The organism is Exiguobacterium sp. CH10 (assembly GCF_018617635.1).
In the GTDB taxonomy this organism is placed as follows: domain Bacteria; phylum Bacillota; class Bacilli; order Exiguobacteriales; family Exiguobacteriaceae; genus Exiguobacterium; species Exiguobacterium aestuarii_A.
The window spans coordinates 430838-447859 of record NZ_JACSKO010000002.1; the positions used below are offsets into that span (position 1 = coordinate 430838).

Annotated in this window: 14 protein-coding genes and 1 pseudogene; 14 read left to right on the forward strand and 1 reads right to left on the reverse strand. The window is 50.3% G+C overall.

Annotated elements, in window-relative coordinates; translation table 11 throughout:
* The 7 genes from carB (at position 1) to KNP04_RS09035 (ending at position 7987) form a co-directional block, all read left to right on the forward strand.
* Positions 1–3204, forward strand: a complete 3204-nt coding sequence (gene carB / locus KNP04_RS09005) for a carbamoyl-phosphate synthase large subunit (RefSeq protein ID WP_214875371.1) — start codon at positions 1–3, stop codon at positions 3202–3204.
* On the forward strand, positions 3201–3920 hold the full coding sequence (locus KNP04_RS09010; protein ID WP_214875372.1) for a dihydroorotate dehydrogenase electron transfer subunit: 720 nt from the start codon (positions 3201–3203) through the stop codon (positions 3918–3920). Before carB ends, KNP04_RS09010 begins: the two co-directional genes overlap by 4 nt.
* On the forward strand, positions 3917–4843 hold the full coding sequence (locus tag KNP04_RS09015) for a dihydroorotate dehydrogenase (protein WP_214875373.1): 927 nt from the start codon (positions 3917–3919) through the stop codon (positions 4841–4843). The genes KNP04_RS09010 and KNP04_RS09015 overlap by 4 nt, the downstream gene beginning before the upstream one ends.
* Entirely contained in the window at positions 4818–5522 is a 705-nt protein-coding gene (gene pyrF, locus KNP04_RS09020) for an orotidine-5'-phosphate decarboxylase (RefSeq protein ID WP_214875374.1), read from the forward strand. The genes KNP04_RS09015 and pyrF overlap by 26 nt, the downstream gene beginning before the upstream one ends.
* Positions 5506–6132 carry an orotate phosphoribosyltransferase gene (gene pyrE, locus KNP04_RS09025; protein WP_214875375.1) on the forward strand — a complete coding sequence of 209 codons (627 nt, stop codon included), beginning with the start codon at positions 5506–5508 and terminating at the stop codon, positions 6130–6132. The genes pyrF and pyrE overlap by 17 nt, the downstream gene beginning before the upstream one ends.
* An 89-nt stretch (positions 6133–6221) precedes the next feature.
* Positions 6222–7052, forward strand: a complete 831-nt coding sequence (locus tag KNP04_RS09030; protein ID WP_214875376.1) for a hypothetical protein — start codon at positions 6222–6224, stop codon at positions 7050–7052.
* Positions 7049–7987 (forward strand): FUSC family protein, encoded by a 939-nt coding sequence (locus KNP04_RS09035; protein ID WP_214783850.1) that lies wholly within the window; start codon positions 7049–7051, stop codon positions 7985–7987. The genes KNP04_RS09030 and KNP04_RS09035 overlap by 4 nt, the downstream gene beginning before the upstream one ends.
* Positions 7988–8039: 52 nt before the next feature.
* Here the strand turns inward: KNP04_RS09035 and KNP04_RS09040 are convergent, their stop codons facing one another.
* Positions 8040–9731: an Rqc2 family fibronectin-binding protein gene (locus KNP04_RS09040; protein ID WP_214875377.1), complete on the reverse strand. Its 1692-nt coding sequence runs from the start codon at positions 9729–9731 to the stop codon at positions 8040–8042.
* A gap of 131 nt (positions 9732–9862) precedes the next feature.
* Between KNP04_RS09040 and gmk the strand changes: the two genes are divergently transcribed.
* The 7 genes and pseudogenes from gmk (at position 9863) to rsmB (ending at position 17019) form a co-directional block, all read left to right on the forward strand.
* Positions 9863–10510, forward strand: a complete 648-nt coding sequence (gene gmk, locus KNP04_RS09045) for a guanylate kinase (protein ID WP_031421596.1) — start codon at positions 9863–9865, stop codon at positions 10508–10510.
* Positions 10510–10719 (forward strand): DNA-directed RNA polymerase subunit omega, encoded by a 210-nt coding sequence (gene rpoZ, locus KNP04_RS09050; RefSeq protein WP_015881337.1) that lies wholly within the window; start codon positions 10510–10512, stop codon positions 10717–10719. Before gmk ends, rpoZ begins: the two co-directional genes overlap by 1 nt.
* A gap of 58 nt (positions 10720–10777) precedes the next feature.
* Positions 10778–11968: a bifunctional phosphopantothenoylcysteine decarboxylase/phosphopantothenate--cysteine ligase CoaBC gene (gene coaBC / locus KNP04_RS09055; protein ID WP_214875378.1), complete on the forward strand. Its 1191-nt coding sequence runs from the start codon at positions 10778–10780 to the stop codon at positions 11966–11968.
* Positions 11965–14289, forward strand: a complete 2325-nt coding sequence (priA, locus tag KNP04_RS09060; RefSeq protein ID WP_214875379.1) for a primosomal protein N' — start codon at positions 11965–11967, stop codon at positions 14287–14289. Before coaBC ends, priA begins: the two co-directional genes overlap by 4 nt.
* 11 nt (positions 14290–14300) lie before the next feature.
* Positions 14301–14738: pseudogene (gene def / locus KNP04_RS15505) on the forward strand (peptide deformylase); the annotation flags it as partial.
* 24 nt (positions 14739–14762) lie between these two features.
* Positions 14763–15701 (forward strand): methionyl-tRNA formyltransferase, encoded by a 939-nt coding sequence (gene fmt, locus KNP04_RS09065; protein ID WP_337873904.1) that lies wholly within the window; start codon positions 14763–14765, stop codon positions 15699–15701.
* Complete coding sequence (gene rsmB / locus KNP04_RS09070; RefSeq protein WP_214691787.1) at positions 15688–17019, forward strand: 16S rRNA (cytosine(967)-C(5))-methyltransferase RsmB; 1332 nt, start codon at positions 15688–15690, stop codon at positions 17017–17019. The genes fmt and rsmB overlap by 14 nt, the downstream gene beginning before the upstream one ends.
* The last annotated feature ends 3 nt before the right edge of the window (positions 17020–17022 follow it).

Below are 17022 nucleotides of genomic sequence, written 5' to 3' on the forward strand. Positions count from 1 at the left end.
ATGCCAAAACGACCAGATATTCAGAAAATCCTTGTAATCGGATCAGGACCGATTGTGATCGGACAAGCAGCAGAATTTGATTATGCTGGTACACAGGCATGTCTTGCCTTGAAAGAAGAAGGCTACGAGGTCATTCTCGTCAACTCGAACCCGGCGACGATCATGACGGACCCGACGACAGCGGATCGCGTGTATATCGAACCACTCGAACCCGAATTCGTCGAGCGGATCATCCGCCAAGAACGCCCCGATGCGCTACTCGCGACACTCGGAGGTCAGACGGGATTGAACTTGGCGTTTGAACTCGATAAGCGGGGAGTATTACGCGATTGTGGGGTAGAATTACTCGGAACGAATCTAGCGGCCATCGTAAAAGCTGAAGACCGTGAGCAGTTCCGTAACCTCATGTTCGAGCTCGGGCATGGCGTTCCTGAGAGTGAAATCGTTCATACGCTCGATTCTGCTTGGGGATTTGCAGAGCGTATCGGATATCCGATCATCATTCGACCTGCTTACACGCTCGGCGGAACCGGTGGAGGGATTGCCCATGACCGTGAATCGTTCGAGCAAATCGTCGAATCTGGTTTAAAGGCGAGTCCAGTGACGCAAGTGTTGCTAGAGAAGTCGATTGCCGGGATGAAAGAAGTCGAATTTGAGGTCATGCGTGACTCGAGCGACCAGGCCATCATCGTCTGTGCGATGGAAAACTTTGACCCGGTCGGTGTCCATACAGGAGACTCAATCGTATTCGCACCGACTCAGACGTTATCGGACCGCGATTATCAGATGCTTCGTAGCGTCTCGCTCGACATCATCCGGGCACTTGGGATTGAAGGAGGATGTAACATCCAATTCGCACTCGACCCAGATAGCTTCACATACTACGTCATCGAAGTGAACCCGCGCGTCTCAAGAAGCTCGGCGCTCGCGTCAAAAGCGACCGGCTATCCGATCGCCAAACTCGCTGCAAAAGTCGCTGTCGGTTACAAGTTGTCAGAACTAAAAAACCCGGTCACCGAGACGAGCTACGCATCGTTCGAGCCGGCACTTGATTATGTCGTCGCCAAAATCCCTCGTTTCGCTTTCGATAAGTTTGAGTCCGCGGATCGCCGCTTAGGCACACAAATGAAAGCGACGGGTGAAGTCATGGCCATCGGTCGAAACTTAGAAGAGGCGCTATTAAAAGCCGTGCGCTCGCTCGAACTGGGGATGGAGGAATTATATCTCCCGCAACTCCAGGACTTGAGCACAGAACAGCTCGAGCATGGTCTCGTTCATCCGACGGACGAGCGCTTGTTCATGGTATATGAGGCTCTTCGCCGCGGATACACGGTAGAAGCGCTTCATCAATTGACGAAGATTGATCGTTTCTACTTACACAAACTGAACCATATTTGGCAGACCGAGCAACAGCTCGCATCGGAGCCATTGACGTCAGAGCGTTTGCTCGACGTGAAGCGACTCGGCTTCAGTGACGTCGCCATCGCCCGAATCCTTGAGACAGACGTTGAGACGATTCGTTCGCAACGTCACGGATGGAACATCCGCCCTGTGTATAAGATGGTCGATACGTGTGCGGCGGAATTCGCATCGGAGACGCCATATTTCTACGGGACATATGAAGTGGAGAACGAAGCGGTGAAGACAGACCGCCCATCGATCCTCGTCCTCGGATCAGGCCCGATTCGAATCGGTCAAGGTGTCGAGTTCGACTATGCGACCGTTCATTCGATTCAGACGATTCGTGACGCCGGATATGAAGCCATTATCATCAACAACAACCCAGAAACGGTCTCGACAGACTTCTCCATCTCCGATCGCCTATACTTCGAGCCGTTGACGACGGAAGATGTGTTAGAAGTCATCGATAACGAGAATCCGCTCGGCGTCATCGTTCAATTCGGTGGACAGACCGCCATCAACTTGGCGGCATCGCTCGAAGCGAACGGCGTGAAGATTCTCGGGACGTCATTAGAAGACATCGATCGCGCCGAGGACCGGAAGGCGTTCGAAGCTACCTTGTCAGCTGAACGATTGGCCCAACCACCAGGGAAGACAGCGACGAACGTCGAAGAGGCGGTTGCATGTGCGAATGAACTCGGTTATCCGGTACTCGTCCGACCATCTTACGTACTCGGGGGACGGGCGATGGAGATTGTATATGAACAGTCAGAGCTCGAGCGCTACATGCGAAACGCCGTCATCGCCTCAAAAGATCGTCCGGTTCTCATCGACCGTTATTTAACGGGGATTGAGATTGAAGTCGACGCGATTTGTGACGGGACGGACGTCTATATCCCAGGCATCATGGAGCATATCGAACGTGCCGGTGTACACTCTGGTGACTCGATCGCAGTATATCCACCACAACGCCTCAGTGACGCGCTGAAGCAAAAAGTCGTCGACTACACGATCAAGTTAGCGAAAGCGTTCCGCATCAAAGGGCTTCTCAACATCCAGTTCGTCTATGCGGATGATTTGTACGTCATCGAAGTAAACCCGCGTGCGAGCCGAACGGTTCCGTTCATCTCAAAAGTGACAGGTTTACCGGTCGCACGAATTGCGACGCAAACAATTCTCGGAACGAGCTTGAAAGAACTCGGTCTTGGAACAGGCATCCATCCTGAGTCAGACAGCATCTCTGTCAAAGTGCCGGTCTTCTCTTTCGCGAAATTAAAAGAAGTCGATCCGTCGCTTGGACCTGAGATGAAGTCGACAGGGGAAGTCATGGCAACAGACCGAACACTTGAAAAAGCGCTCTATAAAGGTCTTGTCGCAGCTGGAATGAACATCGCCTTAAAAGGAAACGTCCTCATGACAATCGCAGATCACGACAAGGATGAGGCGATTGCCTTAGCCAAACGATTTGATCGTCTCGGCTTCCGTCTCATGGCGACGAGCGGTACGGCAGATGGACTAGAAGCGGAGCAGATGCGCGTCCGTCGGGTCGGGAAGATTCAAGAATCAGGTGAGACGATGCTCAGCGTGATCGAGCGCGGGGAAGTCGACTTGATCATCAATACGACGAGTCGCGACGCGCTTGTGACGAAAGACGGCTTCTTGATTCGACGTACGGCCGCCGAGCAAGGTACAGTGTGCCTCACATCGCTCGACACGGTCGAAGCGCTATTACAAGTCATTGAAAGTCTGTCATTCCAAACGGTCAGCATTCCAGCATTCACGAAGTTCGGGGTGATGGTATGAGACGTGACGTAACCATCATCAGCAATCGCCAAATCGCAAAAGCGACGATGGAGATGAAAGTACGTTGCCCTGGGGTGGAAGTCGCCCCTGGGACGTTCTTTCACATCAAGACGTCCGGCTTGTTACGTCGACCGTTGTCGGTGGCGAACGTTGAAGGAGAAGAAGTCACATTTTTATATAAGGTGATCGGAGAAGGGACTTCCGAGTTGGCAAACAAGCGTGTTGGGGACACGCTTGACGTCCTCGGACCACTCGGAAACGGCTTTCCGCTCGCACAATATGGGAAACGGGTTGTCCTCGTCGGTGGTGGAATCGGGGTACCTCCGCTTTACTACGTCAGACGTCGTCTACATGAGATGGGGATTGAGACGATTGCGATTCTTGGGTTTGATTCAAAAGAGAGCGTCTTTTATGAAGAAGCATTTCAAGAGCTCGGGGAAACGATCATCACGACCGTTGACGGGAGCTACGGGGAGCGGGGATTTGTGACGGGACCACTCGCACGCATCGATGCGGACGTATTGTTCAGCTGTGGCCCGGAAGCGATGTTGAAGGCGGTCGCCGCTTCGCCGATTCCGGAGCGTTACATCTCGATTGAAAATCGAATGGGTTGTGGCATTGGCGCATGCTTTGCTTGCGTCTGCAAAGCACCGGAAGGCTATGTAAAAGTATGTAGCGATGGACCGGTATTCAATGCGGAAGAGGTGCTGTTATGAGATTACATGTCGAGTTACCAGGACTCCAGTTGAAAAATCCGATCATCCCGGCTTCTGGATGTTTCGGATTCGGGGAAGAGTTTGCCAAACTGTATGACCTCTCCATCTTAGGCGGCATCATGATCAAGGCAGCGACAGAAGAGTCACGATTCGGAAATGCGACGCCACGTGTCGCAGAGACGGCGCAAGGGATGCTCAATGCGATCGGCCTTCAAAATCCAGGGGTCGATGCAATCATCGAAGAGAAATTGCCGTTCCTCTCCACTTTCGATACAGAGATTATCGCCAACGTTGCCGGGTCGACGCCAGACGAATACGTGGAAGTCGCACGTCGAATCAGTGCAGACCCGACCATCAAAGCCATCGAGTTGAATATCTCATGCCCGAACGTGAAGTGTGGGGGGATGCAGTTCGGGACGGATCCCGTGATGGCTGCGGAATTGACGAGACTCGTCAAAGCGGCTTCAAGTAAGCCGGTTTATGTGAAGCTGTCCCCGAACGTCACGTCGATCACTGACATGGCGCGTGCAGTCGAAGCGGCTGGGGCGGACGGCTTGACGATGATCAATACGCTCGTCGGGATGCGAATCGATATCCAGACCGGGCAACCAATCTTGGCGAATCGAATCGGCGGATTATCAGGCCCGGCCATTAAACCGGTGGCGGTCCGGATGGTATATGAAGTCGCGCAAGCGGTCGATATTCCAATCATCGCTATGGGCGGGGTTCGGACGGTCGACGACGTTCTCGAATTCATCTATGCGGGAGCGTCCGCCGTTGCAGTCGGTACCGCAAATTTTGAAAATCCATATGTTTGTCAAGAAATCATCGAGGCATTACCGGGACGACTTGATTCACTTGGAATCGATCATATACTGGACGTGAGGGGGAAAGCGTATGCACAACTTGTATCTCGCCCTTGACGTGGAGACACGCGACGAGGCGCTTCATTTATTAAAACCATTCCCGGGCCGACCTGCTGTCAAAGTAGGGATGGAACTGTTTTATCGGGAAGGTGGACGCTTTGTCGAAGAGTTGGTCGACCTCGGATATCCGGTCTTTCTCGATGTAAAAGTACATGACATTCCAGAGACGGCACGTCGCACGATGCGTCAAATCGGAAAGCTTGGAGTTGAGATGACGAACGTGCATACGCTAGGCGGTGAAAAGATGATGCGCTACGCGTTGGATGGGCTTCGTCAAGGAAGTGACACGACCCGTTTGATCGGGGTTACACAGCTGACATCCACGGACGAACAGATGATGCAGATGGAGCTCGGGATTCCGGGTCGCCTTGACCAAGCCGTCATCCGTCAGGCATCGCTCGCTAAGCAGGCGGGACTTGATGGTGTCGTCGCATCTGTTCAGGAAGCGAAGATGATTCATCAGGAACTCGGTGACGCATTTATGACGGTCACACCTGGGATTCGACTCGGACAAACCGATGATGACCAAGTACGTGTCGCGACACCTCGTGAAGCGAGACTGGCCGGTGTTCATGCAATCGTCGTCGGTCGCCCAATCACACGCGCAAATAATCCGTTAGCCATGTATGAACAATTTATGATGGAATGGGGACAATCATATGAAACAAATCGCTGAAGCCTTATTACAAATCAAAGTCGTCACATTATCACCGACGGAGCCATATACATGGTCGAGTGGTTTGAGAAGCCCAATCTATTGTGACAACCGATTGACGCTCAGTTATCCTGACATCCGTAACATGATCATCGATGGATTGGTGGACGCAGTCGGATCAACAGAATTCGATGTCATTGCAGGAACGGCAACAGCCGGTATTCCTCACGGCGCTTTACTTGCCGACCGTCTCGGTCTTCCATTCATTTACGTCCGCTCGAGTGCGAAAGGACATGGGAAAGGGAATCAAATCGAGGGGAAACTCGACGGTGGAGCACGCGTGCTTGTCATCGAAGATCTGTTGTCGACAGGTATGTCGAGTATCGAGGCAGCCCATGCGATTCGTGAAGCGGGTGGTGAGGTTATTGGCATTCAAGCCATCTTCTCTTACGGATTGCCGATTTTAGAGAAGAATTTAGCGGATGCAAATCTCAGTGCCACTTCATTGACGACATTTCCTGAATTGGTCGAATTTGCGGAATCGACAGGGAACTTAACCAAATCAGAGATTCACTCTCTTCGCGAGTGGCAACAAGACCCCCGCGCCTGGAGCGACCTCGTCACGTCTTAAGAATCCACCTTCGGGCGGATTCTTTTTCAATTCGGCATATGTCATACTTCATGGTAAACTGATGAAAGTGAACCAAGAAGGAGAGGCATATGGCGTATTCAAGAAGCAAAGAAAAAACATGGAGCGCACGATTCCGGGCAATCCCGAAACATCGTAAAATCGCCTTCGGTCTCGTCTTGACGGTCATCCCAACGCTCTTTCTCGTGAATTTATTCGTATTCAGCCATTTGTTGGCGTTAGGGGACCAGTATGAAGATCGATACCAAATGAAGAAGTTACGACTTGAGACGTATCATGGGAATGTCGAGTTCGTGCGTAGTACAAATGAAAAAGTACAAATCGAAGTGGTGCAGACCAATTCGAAAGAACGACGTATCAAAGTCAAATCGGTCGGCGATACCATCTATGTCGTCGAGCGGTATGGGTGGTTCAGCTATTTCGGCAGTCGGGCCAGTGATGAACCGTCCCGCTATAAGCTTCGCGTTGCCTTACCGAGTTCGATGACCTCGGTTCATCTCGGGGCTGAACAAGTGACCGGGCAAGGGTTAAACGTGAAAACGATTGTGATGAATGCGAACGCTGTCAATTTGAAGCAAATTGATAGTGATCGTCTGCGAATTGAGACGAAGAGTGATACGACAATCGAATCCGCACGTCTCGTAACGGGAGATATCCGTTCTTATCGTCATGCGACCATCACAGACGTCGTCGTGAACCAGGCGATGACGGTTCAAACGGAGGCAGGAACGCTTAGTTATGCGCCAAAACATGCGACAGGGCAAGTGAACGTGACGACGGCTGGGAAAATTTCTAGTAGCGACCGTTACAAAGAAGTCGAACCAGGTGTCTATCAGTTGTCGACATCGAATCGACCTGTCGTTGAGTTGATTTCTGAGACAGGAAAGGTCGAACTGAAATGAATGGAAAACGCTACATCCCGAAAATCGGGCTTCGTACGTTAAAGACCGGGATTGCCGTATCAATCACCGTCGCAATCTCGTGGTATGTATTCGGAATTTATTCTGGAATGGGTGCGATCGCAGCCGTCGTGGCGATGCAACCGACCGTCAAGCGCTCGTCTAAAATCGTGTTCAGTCGAATATTCGGAACGGTCGTCGGTCTCATGTGTGGGTTGTTCATCGTCTATTTATTCGGCGTCAATCCCATCTCCATTGGTCTAGCGGTCATCGTGTCGCTCACGCTCAATACGACATTCGATAAGACACACATGTCGACGTACGCGGCGTTCGCCATCGTCATGATGTTAGAAAACCCGACTTCGGATTTCTTCCATTATGCATGGACACGCTCATTGTTGACGGCAGTCGGTGTATTCGTCTCACTCGGTGTGAACTATGCGTTCTTGCCACCGCGGTATGAAGATCGTTTGTTGAGCGAGGTCAGAAAGACTTCATCTTATTTGTTTCACCATTGGCGTGAACTCGTCGGTTCCCCGGCGGAACTGTTAGAGACGCGTGCCCGCATCCTCGGTCATCAGGAGCTGCATATGATGCTTCAAGAGGATATGAAAGTGACGAACGTGAAATTGAAGTATATGACAATCAAGCAGTATCGCTTGCTCATTCATCTCGAAGACAAGCTCGTCTTGTTGCTAGAGAGTCTAGCCGAGCATCGGGAAGCCTTCTTACTCATGAGTGAGGAAGAACGTCAGGCGTTCGAATCGGAGTTCTTATATTTGCTCGCGCACCATCATGATATTCTCTATACGTGTGATAAACCGTATTCGCTCTTTAGGTTGCCGCACGAAGATTTATCCGTTTCAGAAATTTTACACGGGCATTTGCTCGATTATCATGAACAGCTCGAAGCGTTTAAGCATGACCCGAAAGCGTAAAACAAGTTGTTTCCTTACTAAAAACCCGCCATCAGAACATGGCGGGTTTCGTTTATGACTGTTTCAGCGACTTCATCAATTGCTCATCCGGTGTCACGTAGACGGTCTGTTGATCCGTATAGATGACAAACCCGGGTTTGGCACCGCTTGGTTTTTTCACGTAGCGGGCGCGCGTATAATCGACGGGCACACCGCTCGATGCGCGTGCTTTCGAGAAGTAGGCAGCGACCGATGCGGCTTCAAGAAGCGTCGTCTCATCGGGGTCCGTGGAACGAATGATGACGTGAGAACCCGGGATGTCTTTGACATGAAGCCAAATCTCATCACGGCGTGCGAACTTGAACGTCAGATGGTCGTTTTGGGTATTATTCTTCCCGACGAAGAATTCTGTTCCCGTCGAAGACGTGTACGCTTCAAGCGAAATCTTTGGATTCGCTTTTTTCTTTTGACGTTTTTGACGGATGTATCCTTCTTCGGCGAGTTCCTCCCGAATCTCGAGTAGGTCGGATGGAGAGGCGACATCGAGCTGGGCGGTGAGCGTCTCCAAATAGTCAATCTCCGCTTCGTTTAATTCGAGTTGCTTTTTCACTTCGACTTTGGCGACTTTTAATTTGTTGTACTTCTTATAGTACTGTTGCGCATTCTCGTTCGGTGTTTTAAGTGGGTCGAGCGGAATCGAGATGGTCGTACCCTCTTCATCGTAGTAATCGACGACTTCAGCGACACGCATCCCTTTTTCAAGCTGGAACAAGTACGTCGTTAACAACTCGCCAAACTTTTGTAACTCGTCCGCTCGTTCTGTCGCCTTTAAGTCCTCTAAGAGACGGCGGCGCTTCAACAAGTTCTTTTCGAGTTCGGATTTCAAGAGACGCTCGACATCGTGGGCTTGTTGTCTGACGCGGTCACGGTTCGCTTTCTCATAGAAGAAACGGTCGAGCACTTCTTTACTCGATGCATATGTTTCTTCGGATACGATTTCTCCTGCCGTTAATACGATCGGGGCGAAACGTTCCTTTCCAGAAGCGAGTTGTTGGAAGACGTAAGGTCCTTCGAGTTGACGCAATACGTTCTCGAACGCTTGTTGAATCGATTCACGATTTGGCATCTTCGCGAGGTGCACGACTTCTTGCGCGATTTGAGGGCTGACCCCGGCGAACGTGGCGACAATCTGTTTGTCCAATTTACCGGCATTCCAGTCGATTCGCTTCAACCCTTCCGTCAAATCAGACAACGGGTCGAACTTGTGTTGTTCCGGCGGGAGTAGGTATTCACTACCCGGCATGATTGTCCGATACGTGTTTTGCGAAGGCGGGAGGTGTTTAATCGCATCTAAAATTTTCCCGTCCTCTGTCGTTAAGACGACGTTCGAGTGACGTCCCATCAACTCGATGTAGACTTTTTTCGATTCTTCATCACCGAGCTCGTTTCGAGATCGGACGGAGATGACGATGACACGGTCACGGCCGATTTGTTCGACTGCCGTGATAAATCCGCCTTCTACATGTTTTCGTAACATCATGCAAAACATCGGCGGTTCTTGCGGATTTTTAATCGGTGTATCCGTCAATTGAAGACGGGCATACATCGCGTTTGCTGATATGAGTAGTTGCGCGTTCTGTCGGTTCGAACGAATTTGGAGCATCAAATCGAGAGAATACGGTTGATGTACTTTGTTGATTCGCCCTCCGACGAGCGATTGTAATTCTTGTACGACACGATATGTCATTAATCCATCATAAGCCAATGATCTCATCACCTTTGTTCATTTTCTGTCTCTACGTTATCAGAAAAACAGAAAATATGGTACGATGGAGTAGGAAATCCGAACTTCTTCTTGCCGGGACAATTGATTGACTGCTATTATAATTAAATGTGATGTTAGAAGATGGAGGGCTTGCAGTGAATTTTAAAGAACGAGGATTATTAATCGTTTTGTCTGGACCGAGCGGTGTCGGAAAAGGGACCGTTTGTCGTGCTCTTCGCGAGGAAGAGGACAATAACCTTCAATATTCGGTGTCGGCGACGACTCGAAAGCCACGTGAAGGGGAAGTCGAAGGAGTGCATTACTTCTTCAAATCGAGAGAAGAGTTCGAACGCATGATCGAACAAAAAGAATTGCTTGAACACGCCGAGTTCGTCGGCAACTATTACGGGACGCCTGTAGAGTGGGTGCGTGAAACGCTCGAAAGCGGCCAAGATGTCATTCTTGAAATTGAGGTGCAAGGAGCGTTCCAAGTGAAGGAACTTCTCCCGGAAGCCGTCTTTTTATTCTTGGCACCACCAAGTCTTCAAGAACTTCGCAATCGTCTAATCGGACGAGGCACGGAGTCTGAAGAAGTCATCAAGCAACGCCTGCTCGTCGCGCGTGAAGAAATCGAGTTGATGGACGCCTATGATTACGTCGTCACGAACGACGAGGTCGACAAAGCCATCGATCGAATTAAAGCGATCGTGACAGCTGAGCATTGTAAACGTGAACGTGTTGCGTCACTCTATAAAAAAGCCATGATGGAGGTCATTTAATGTTATACCCTTCGATTGATGCCTTACAACGTACTATCCCGTCAAAATATACGATCGTTACGGTCGCTGCGAAACGGGCGCGTCAGATTCAAGATGGAAAAGCACCGAAAGTCGCCGAGCCAAAATCATATAAGCCGGTCGGTCAAGCGTTAGAAGAACTATTTTCGGGTGATACGACAATCATCGTGAACGAAAAAAACAACGGATGAAGTGTGACCCAAGTCGTTTGCGACTTGGGTCTCATTGTCTATAAGGGGGAGTTTGGGAATGGTGAAGGATCGTACTATTTTGTTATGTGTGAGTGGTGGCATCGCCGCCTACAAGGCGTGTGCGCTCACATCGAAATTGGTTCAAGCCGGAGCGAATGTTCGCGTCGCGATGACGAAGTCGGCAGAACAATTCGTGGGTCAGGCGACCTTCCAGGCGCTCAGTCGAAATCCGGTCTATACCGATGTGTTTGAAGAGCATGATCCGACAAAGATTGCACATATCGATGTCGTCGACTCAAGTGACTTAATCGTCGTCGCTCCTGCGACGGCCAACACGATTGCGAAATTAGCGAACGGGATTGCAGATGACTTCATTACGACGTCGATCCTAGCGGCGAAATGCCCAGTGATTGTCTCACCCGCGATGAACGTGAATATGCTCGAACATCCTGCCACACAGCGAAATATCGAGACATTAAAATCATACGGCTATCAGTTAATCGAACCAGGCGTCGGTAACTTGGCATGTGGCTGGATTGGCGGTGGACGTCTACCAGAACCAGAAGATTTGGTACGCATCATCGAAAGCCAGTTCGTCCCGAAACTATACCTCGGAAAAGAAGTATTGATTACGGCTGGTCCGACGGTAGAACGCATCGACCCCGTCCGTTACTTATCAAATGACTCGTCAGGAAAAATGGGTGTTGCGCTCGCAGAAGTAGCACGTGATATGGGTGCCCGCGTCACTCTCGTCCACGGTCCGCTTCAAGTCCCCGTGCCAGACGGTGTGACGGCCATTCCCGTCAAATCGAGCGAAGAGATGTTGCAGGAAGTGACAAGTCGTTTCGATACACTCGACCTCGTCGTGAAGTCGGCGGCAGTCGCGGATTATCGTCCAAAAACAGTTCATGCAGAGAAACATAAAAAAGTACACGGTCCACTGACGATCGAACTCGAAGAAACGACAGACATTCTAAAGACACTCGGTGAACGAAAAACACATCAAGTGTTAGTCGGCTTTGCTGCGGAGACGGAACGACTCGAAGAACATGCGGCAGCGAAGCTGAAGAAAAAGAACGTTGATTTCCTCGTTGCAAACGATGTATCCGGTAGTGACGTCGGATTTGGTGCAGATGATAATGAGGCTGTCCTGTTCCATGCTGACGGGACGACGCTCCAACTTCCGAAACAGTCGAAGAAACAATTGGCGTTCGAACTGCTCACACACTTTAAGGAAGCGGTCCAATGATTGCCCATGTCCATGTTGATGCACCGGTGATCACGATTGATCGTCCGTTTGATTATGAAGTACCCGAACAGTTCGAATCCTTGATTGAGCCGGGGATGCGCGTCTCCGTTCCATTTGGTTCACGCCGTCTGTTAGGGATCGTTGTCGGCACTTCGGACGGAACGAGAGATGGATTGAAACCGCTCGAAGCCTTATTAGATGAAGAATCTTCACTCACGGATGAACTACTCGACTTGTCCATCCATGTGAAGGAGACGACGCTATGCTTCCGTTCTTCCGCACTCCTCGCGATGCTACCAGCAGCGCTAAAAGTCAGTTACGACAAAGAAATTAAAGAGGGGCATGTGCCTGAAGGTGTTCGTCTCGGAACACATTTATCGGAATATCCGAAAGACATTCAATCGATCATTCTCGGACTTGCTAAAAAAGGGGAGCTTACCCTCGCTCCCGTTCTGAAAGAAAAGAAAACAGTCAAAACAGACATCGTCGTCGAACTTCTCGATCCGACAGTCGTCTCGAAACGTGCGAAAAAACAACTAGAAGCGATTCAAGCGTTAGAAGAGACACCACGTATGTATTGGTCAGCATTACGCCAAATTGGGTTGACTCGTCCGCAACTTCAAAAGCTCGAAGGTCTCGGTGCGGTACGGTTGACCGAAGTAGAATTGAATCGTGACCCGTATGCGACAATCGAGCAAGTACAGGAATCGGTGCAGTTAAACGATAGTCAGGCGAACGCGGTCCAGGCGATTCATGAGGCGGATGCAGGCGAGACGTTACTTGTACACGGTGTGACCGGTAGCGGAAAGACCGAAGTGTATTTAGAATCGATTGGGCAAGTCATCGATGAAGGCAAGCAGGCCATCTTGCTCGTGCCGGAAATCAGTTTGACACCGATGATGGTAAAACGTTTTAAACGTCGCTTCGGTGAACGCGTTGCAGTCTTACACAGTGCCCTTTCTAAAGGGGAGAAGTATGACGAGTGGCGTAAAATCAAGCGGAATGAAGTCGACGTCGTCGTCGGTGCTCGTTCGGCCATCTTTGCGCCGCTCGACCGTCTCGGTCTCATCATCTTAGATGAAGAGCATGAGACGACGTATAAACAAGAAGAGAATCCGCGCTATCATGCGCGCGATGTCGCCATTTGGCGGGCCCGGTATCATGGGTGTCCCGTCGTGTTGGGGAGTGCGACACCTTCGCTCGAGTCATACGCCCGAGCTCAAAAGGGTGTGTATCGCTACTTACACTTGAAAGAACGGTACGGTGGAGAGATGCCACCGGTCCACATTATCGATATGCGTCATGAACTCGCAAAAGGCAATACGACGATGTTCTCTGAGGAATTGTTTAATGGGATCCTCGACCGAATCGAGAAAAAAGAGCAATGTGTCATTCTATTGAATCGCCGAGGGTTTACGACATTTGTCATGTGTCGGGACTGTGGGGAAGGAATGACCTGTCCGCATTGTGCGGTCAATTTAACGTATCATCAGTTTGGTGATCGATTGAAGTGTCATTATTGTGGCTACGAAGTCGGCATGCCGTCGACGTGTCCATCGTGTAGCAGTAAGAAAATCAAGCAGTTCGGATCAGGCACTCAGAAGATTGAGACAGAGTTGTTGAACCGAATTCCGGAGGCGCGCATCATCCGAATGGACCAAGATACGACGTCGCGGAAAGGGTCACATGAACAACTGTTGCGACGCTTCGAAGAAGGCGAGGCCGACATTTTACTCGGCACTCAAATGATTGCCAAAGGACTTGACTTCCCAAACGTCACGCTCGTCGGGGTACTCGCGGCAGACGCGACGCTCGGGATGCCTGATTTCCGTGCGACCGAGCGGACGTTCCAACTCGTCACCCAAGTGGCAGGGAGAGCCGGTCGTGGAAAACTTCCAGGTGAGGCGTTTGTGCAAACATATAATCCGGATCATTATGTCATCGAGACAGCGAGTGAACACGACTATGAGACGTTCTTCGCCAAGGAGATGGGGCTCAGACAAGTCGGGAACCATCCGCCATACTGGTTTTTGACACTCGTCACGTTCTCAGCAGAAAATCCGCTCGTCGCCAAGGCAGAGGCGGAACTGTTCGCATCAGACTTTTTACAGGCGCAAGTGGAGAACAGCCGCTTGAACGGTCCGATGCCTGCCCCGTTATCAAAATTAAAGAATGCGTATCGTTATCAGGTGTTCATTAAAACGAAACAACCTGAAACGCTCTACGCGGAGTTAGCTCGCCTTCAACAAGCAAGAGCGAAAGCGATCAGTAAGAAAGAATATCAAATGAGTATCGATGTGAACCCATACGTATTCATGTGAGGTGGAGAGACATGTATAAAGTAGTAGAAGTACCGAACGATATATTACGCGTAACATGCGAACCGGTAACGAAGTTCGATAAAAAATTGCGTCAAACGGTCGACCGATTGTTTGATACGATGTATGAGTATGACGGAGTCGGTGTTGCGGCACCACAGGTCAACTTGAATCAACGACTCGCAGTCGTCCATACCGATGATGAGACGGGTCCTCTCGTCTTGATCAATCCTGAAATCATCGAGACGTCAGGACGTGAGGTCGGACTCGAAGGATGTTTGAGCATCCCAGGCGAATTTGGATTCGTGGAACGTCATGAGTCGATTGTCGTCAAAAATCAGGACTTGAAAGGGCGCACGCATACGATTCAAGCGAGCGGCTTCTTCGCCCGGGCGATTCAGCATGAGATGGATCATTTAGATGGCGTCTTATTCACAGATAAGCTCGCGGTTCCAAACCCTGGAAAAGACAAACGGATCGTCTTCATGGGAACTCCGACATTTGCGGTATCTGTACTTGAGCGACTGCTCGAAGAAGGATACAATGTCGTAGGTGTCGTCTCGCAGCCGGACAAACCGGTCGGGCGAAAACGTGAACTGAAACCAACGCCTGTGAAAGAGTGTGCACTCCGTCACGGCATTCCTGTCTTGCAACCTGAGAAAGTTCGCACGGATTATGAAGAAATTTTAGCGTTGCGTCCGGACCTTATCGTCACGGCAGCGTATGGTCAAATCGTGCCGACCGCATTACTTGAGGCACCGCCTCACGGAGCAATCAATGTCCACGCTTCCCTTCTTCCGAAATATCGTGGAGGTGCCCCAATTCATCAAGCGATCATCGATGGGGAATCGGAAACGGGTGTGACAATCATGTATATGGTCGACAAATTGGACGCAGGTGACATGATTGCCAATACGATTGTTCCGATTGAAGAGATGGATACGGTCGGAACGTTATTTGATAAACTGGCTGTAGCAGGAAGCGATCTTCTCATCCGTACACTTCCGGCTTTCTTAGAAGGATGGATTGAAGCGGTCCCTCAAGATGAGCGGGATGTGACGTTTGCACCGAACATCAGCCGTGAGCGCGAACAAATCGACTGGAGTATGGGTGGGGAAGCCATCTATAATCACATTCGCGGGATGAATCCATTCCCGACTGCCTATTCGACGCTTGAAGGTGAACGCGTGAAACTGTTCATGGGAGAGAAGACGACCGGCACAGGGCAACCTGGAGAAGTCGTTCGACTTGAAGAAGACGGATTCGTCGTGGCGACTGGGAACAGCGTTGCCATTAAAGTGACGGACTTACAACCAGCAGGGAAAAAACGAATGGATGGTGCGACCTTCATGCGTGGAGCTGGACAGAAGTTGCGTGTTGGTGATCGATTAGGAGGAACTCATGAACGTACGTGAAGCAGCGCTTGATACGCTGATAAAAATTGAACAAGGCGGCGCGTATTCAACGATTGCCGTCAATGATGCATTAAAACAAAAGAAAGTCGCTCCAAAAGATGTCGGCCTTTATACCGAACTCGTTTATGGGACACTCAGTCGGAAAGGAACGTTGGATTACATCTTAAACGATCGAATCCGTTCGCCGAAGAAGCTCGATAAGTTCGTCCTTCCGCTTCTTCGGATGAGTGTATATCAACTCTTTTACCTCGATAAGGTGCCAGATCGTGCCGTCTTACACGAAGCGGTCGAAATCGCGAAAAAACGAGGACACCATCTCGGAACGAGCAAATTCGTGAACGGGGTGTTACGTAACGTTCTCCGTGAAGGGTTCCCTGATTTTAGCGAGTTGACAGATGCGGAAAGAATCTCGATCGAACATAGTCATCCGAAATGGCTCGTTTCCGATTGGATTGACCTATATGGGGTGGAGACGGCAGAAGCCATCTGTCAATTGAACAATGAGCCGGCTCCTGTCACGGTTCGCGTCAACCGTAAACGCGCGTCTGTCGACGACATGATGAACCGGTTGGCCGACTTAGGTGTCTTGACGTCACGCTCTGAACTATCAAGCGACGGACTCGTCGTCGAATCGGGCAACGTCCATTCGACCCCGTTTATCGAGGAAGGCCTCTTATCGATTCAAGATGAGAGCTCGATGCTTGTCGCAGATGCCCTAGGTGTATCGAAAGATGATCAAATTTTAGACGCATGTGCCGCCCCTGGTGGGAAAGCGATGCACACGGCAGAACGGATGGAGAACGGTTCGCTCACAGCACTCGATTTACATCCACATAAAGCGAAATTAATCGACCAGCAAGCCAAACGTCTTCACATCAATGGAGTGACCGCACTTGCCCTTGATGCTCGTCTGGCAGGTGAACGGTTTGAAAAAGAGAGCTTTGACCGTATTCTTCTGGATGTTCCTTGTTCGGGTCTTGGTGTCATTCGTCGGAAGCCAGATATCAAATGGACGAAAGACAAAGCCCAGTTAGAAAACTTACCGAAGATTCAACGACAAATCATTGATGCCGTATTGCCACTGCTGAAACCAGGTGGTACGCTTGTTTACTCGACATGTACGATTGATCCGTCCGAGAACGAGACGCAGGCTGACTATGTATTGTCAAAAGGATTGGTGTGGGACGAGACGCTAAAAGAACGTCTCCCGCAATCTGTTCGTCCGATTATGACATCGGACCGTGCTGAATTAAAACTATTACCGACGACATTCGGGACCGACGGCTTCTATATCGCCGCATTTAAGAAAGAGGTATAAAAC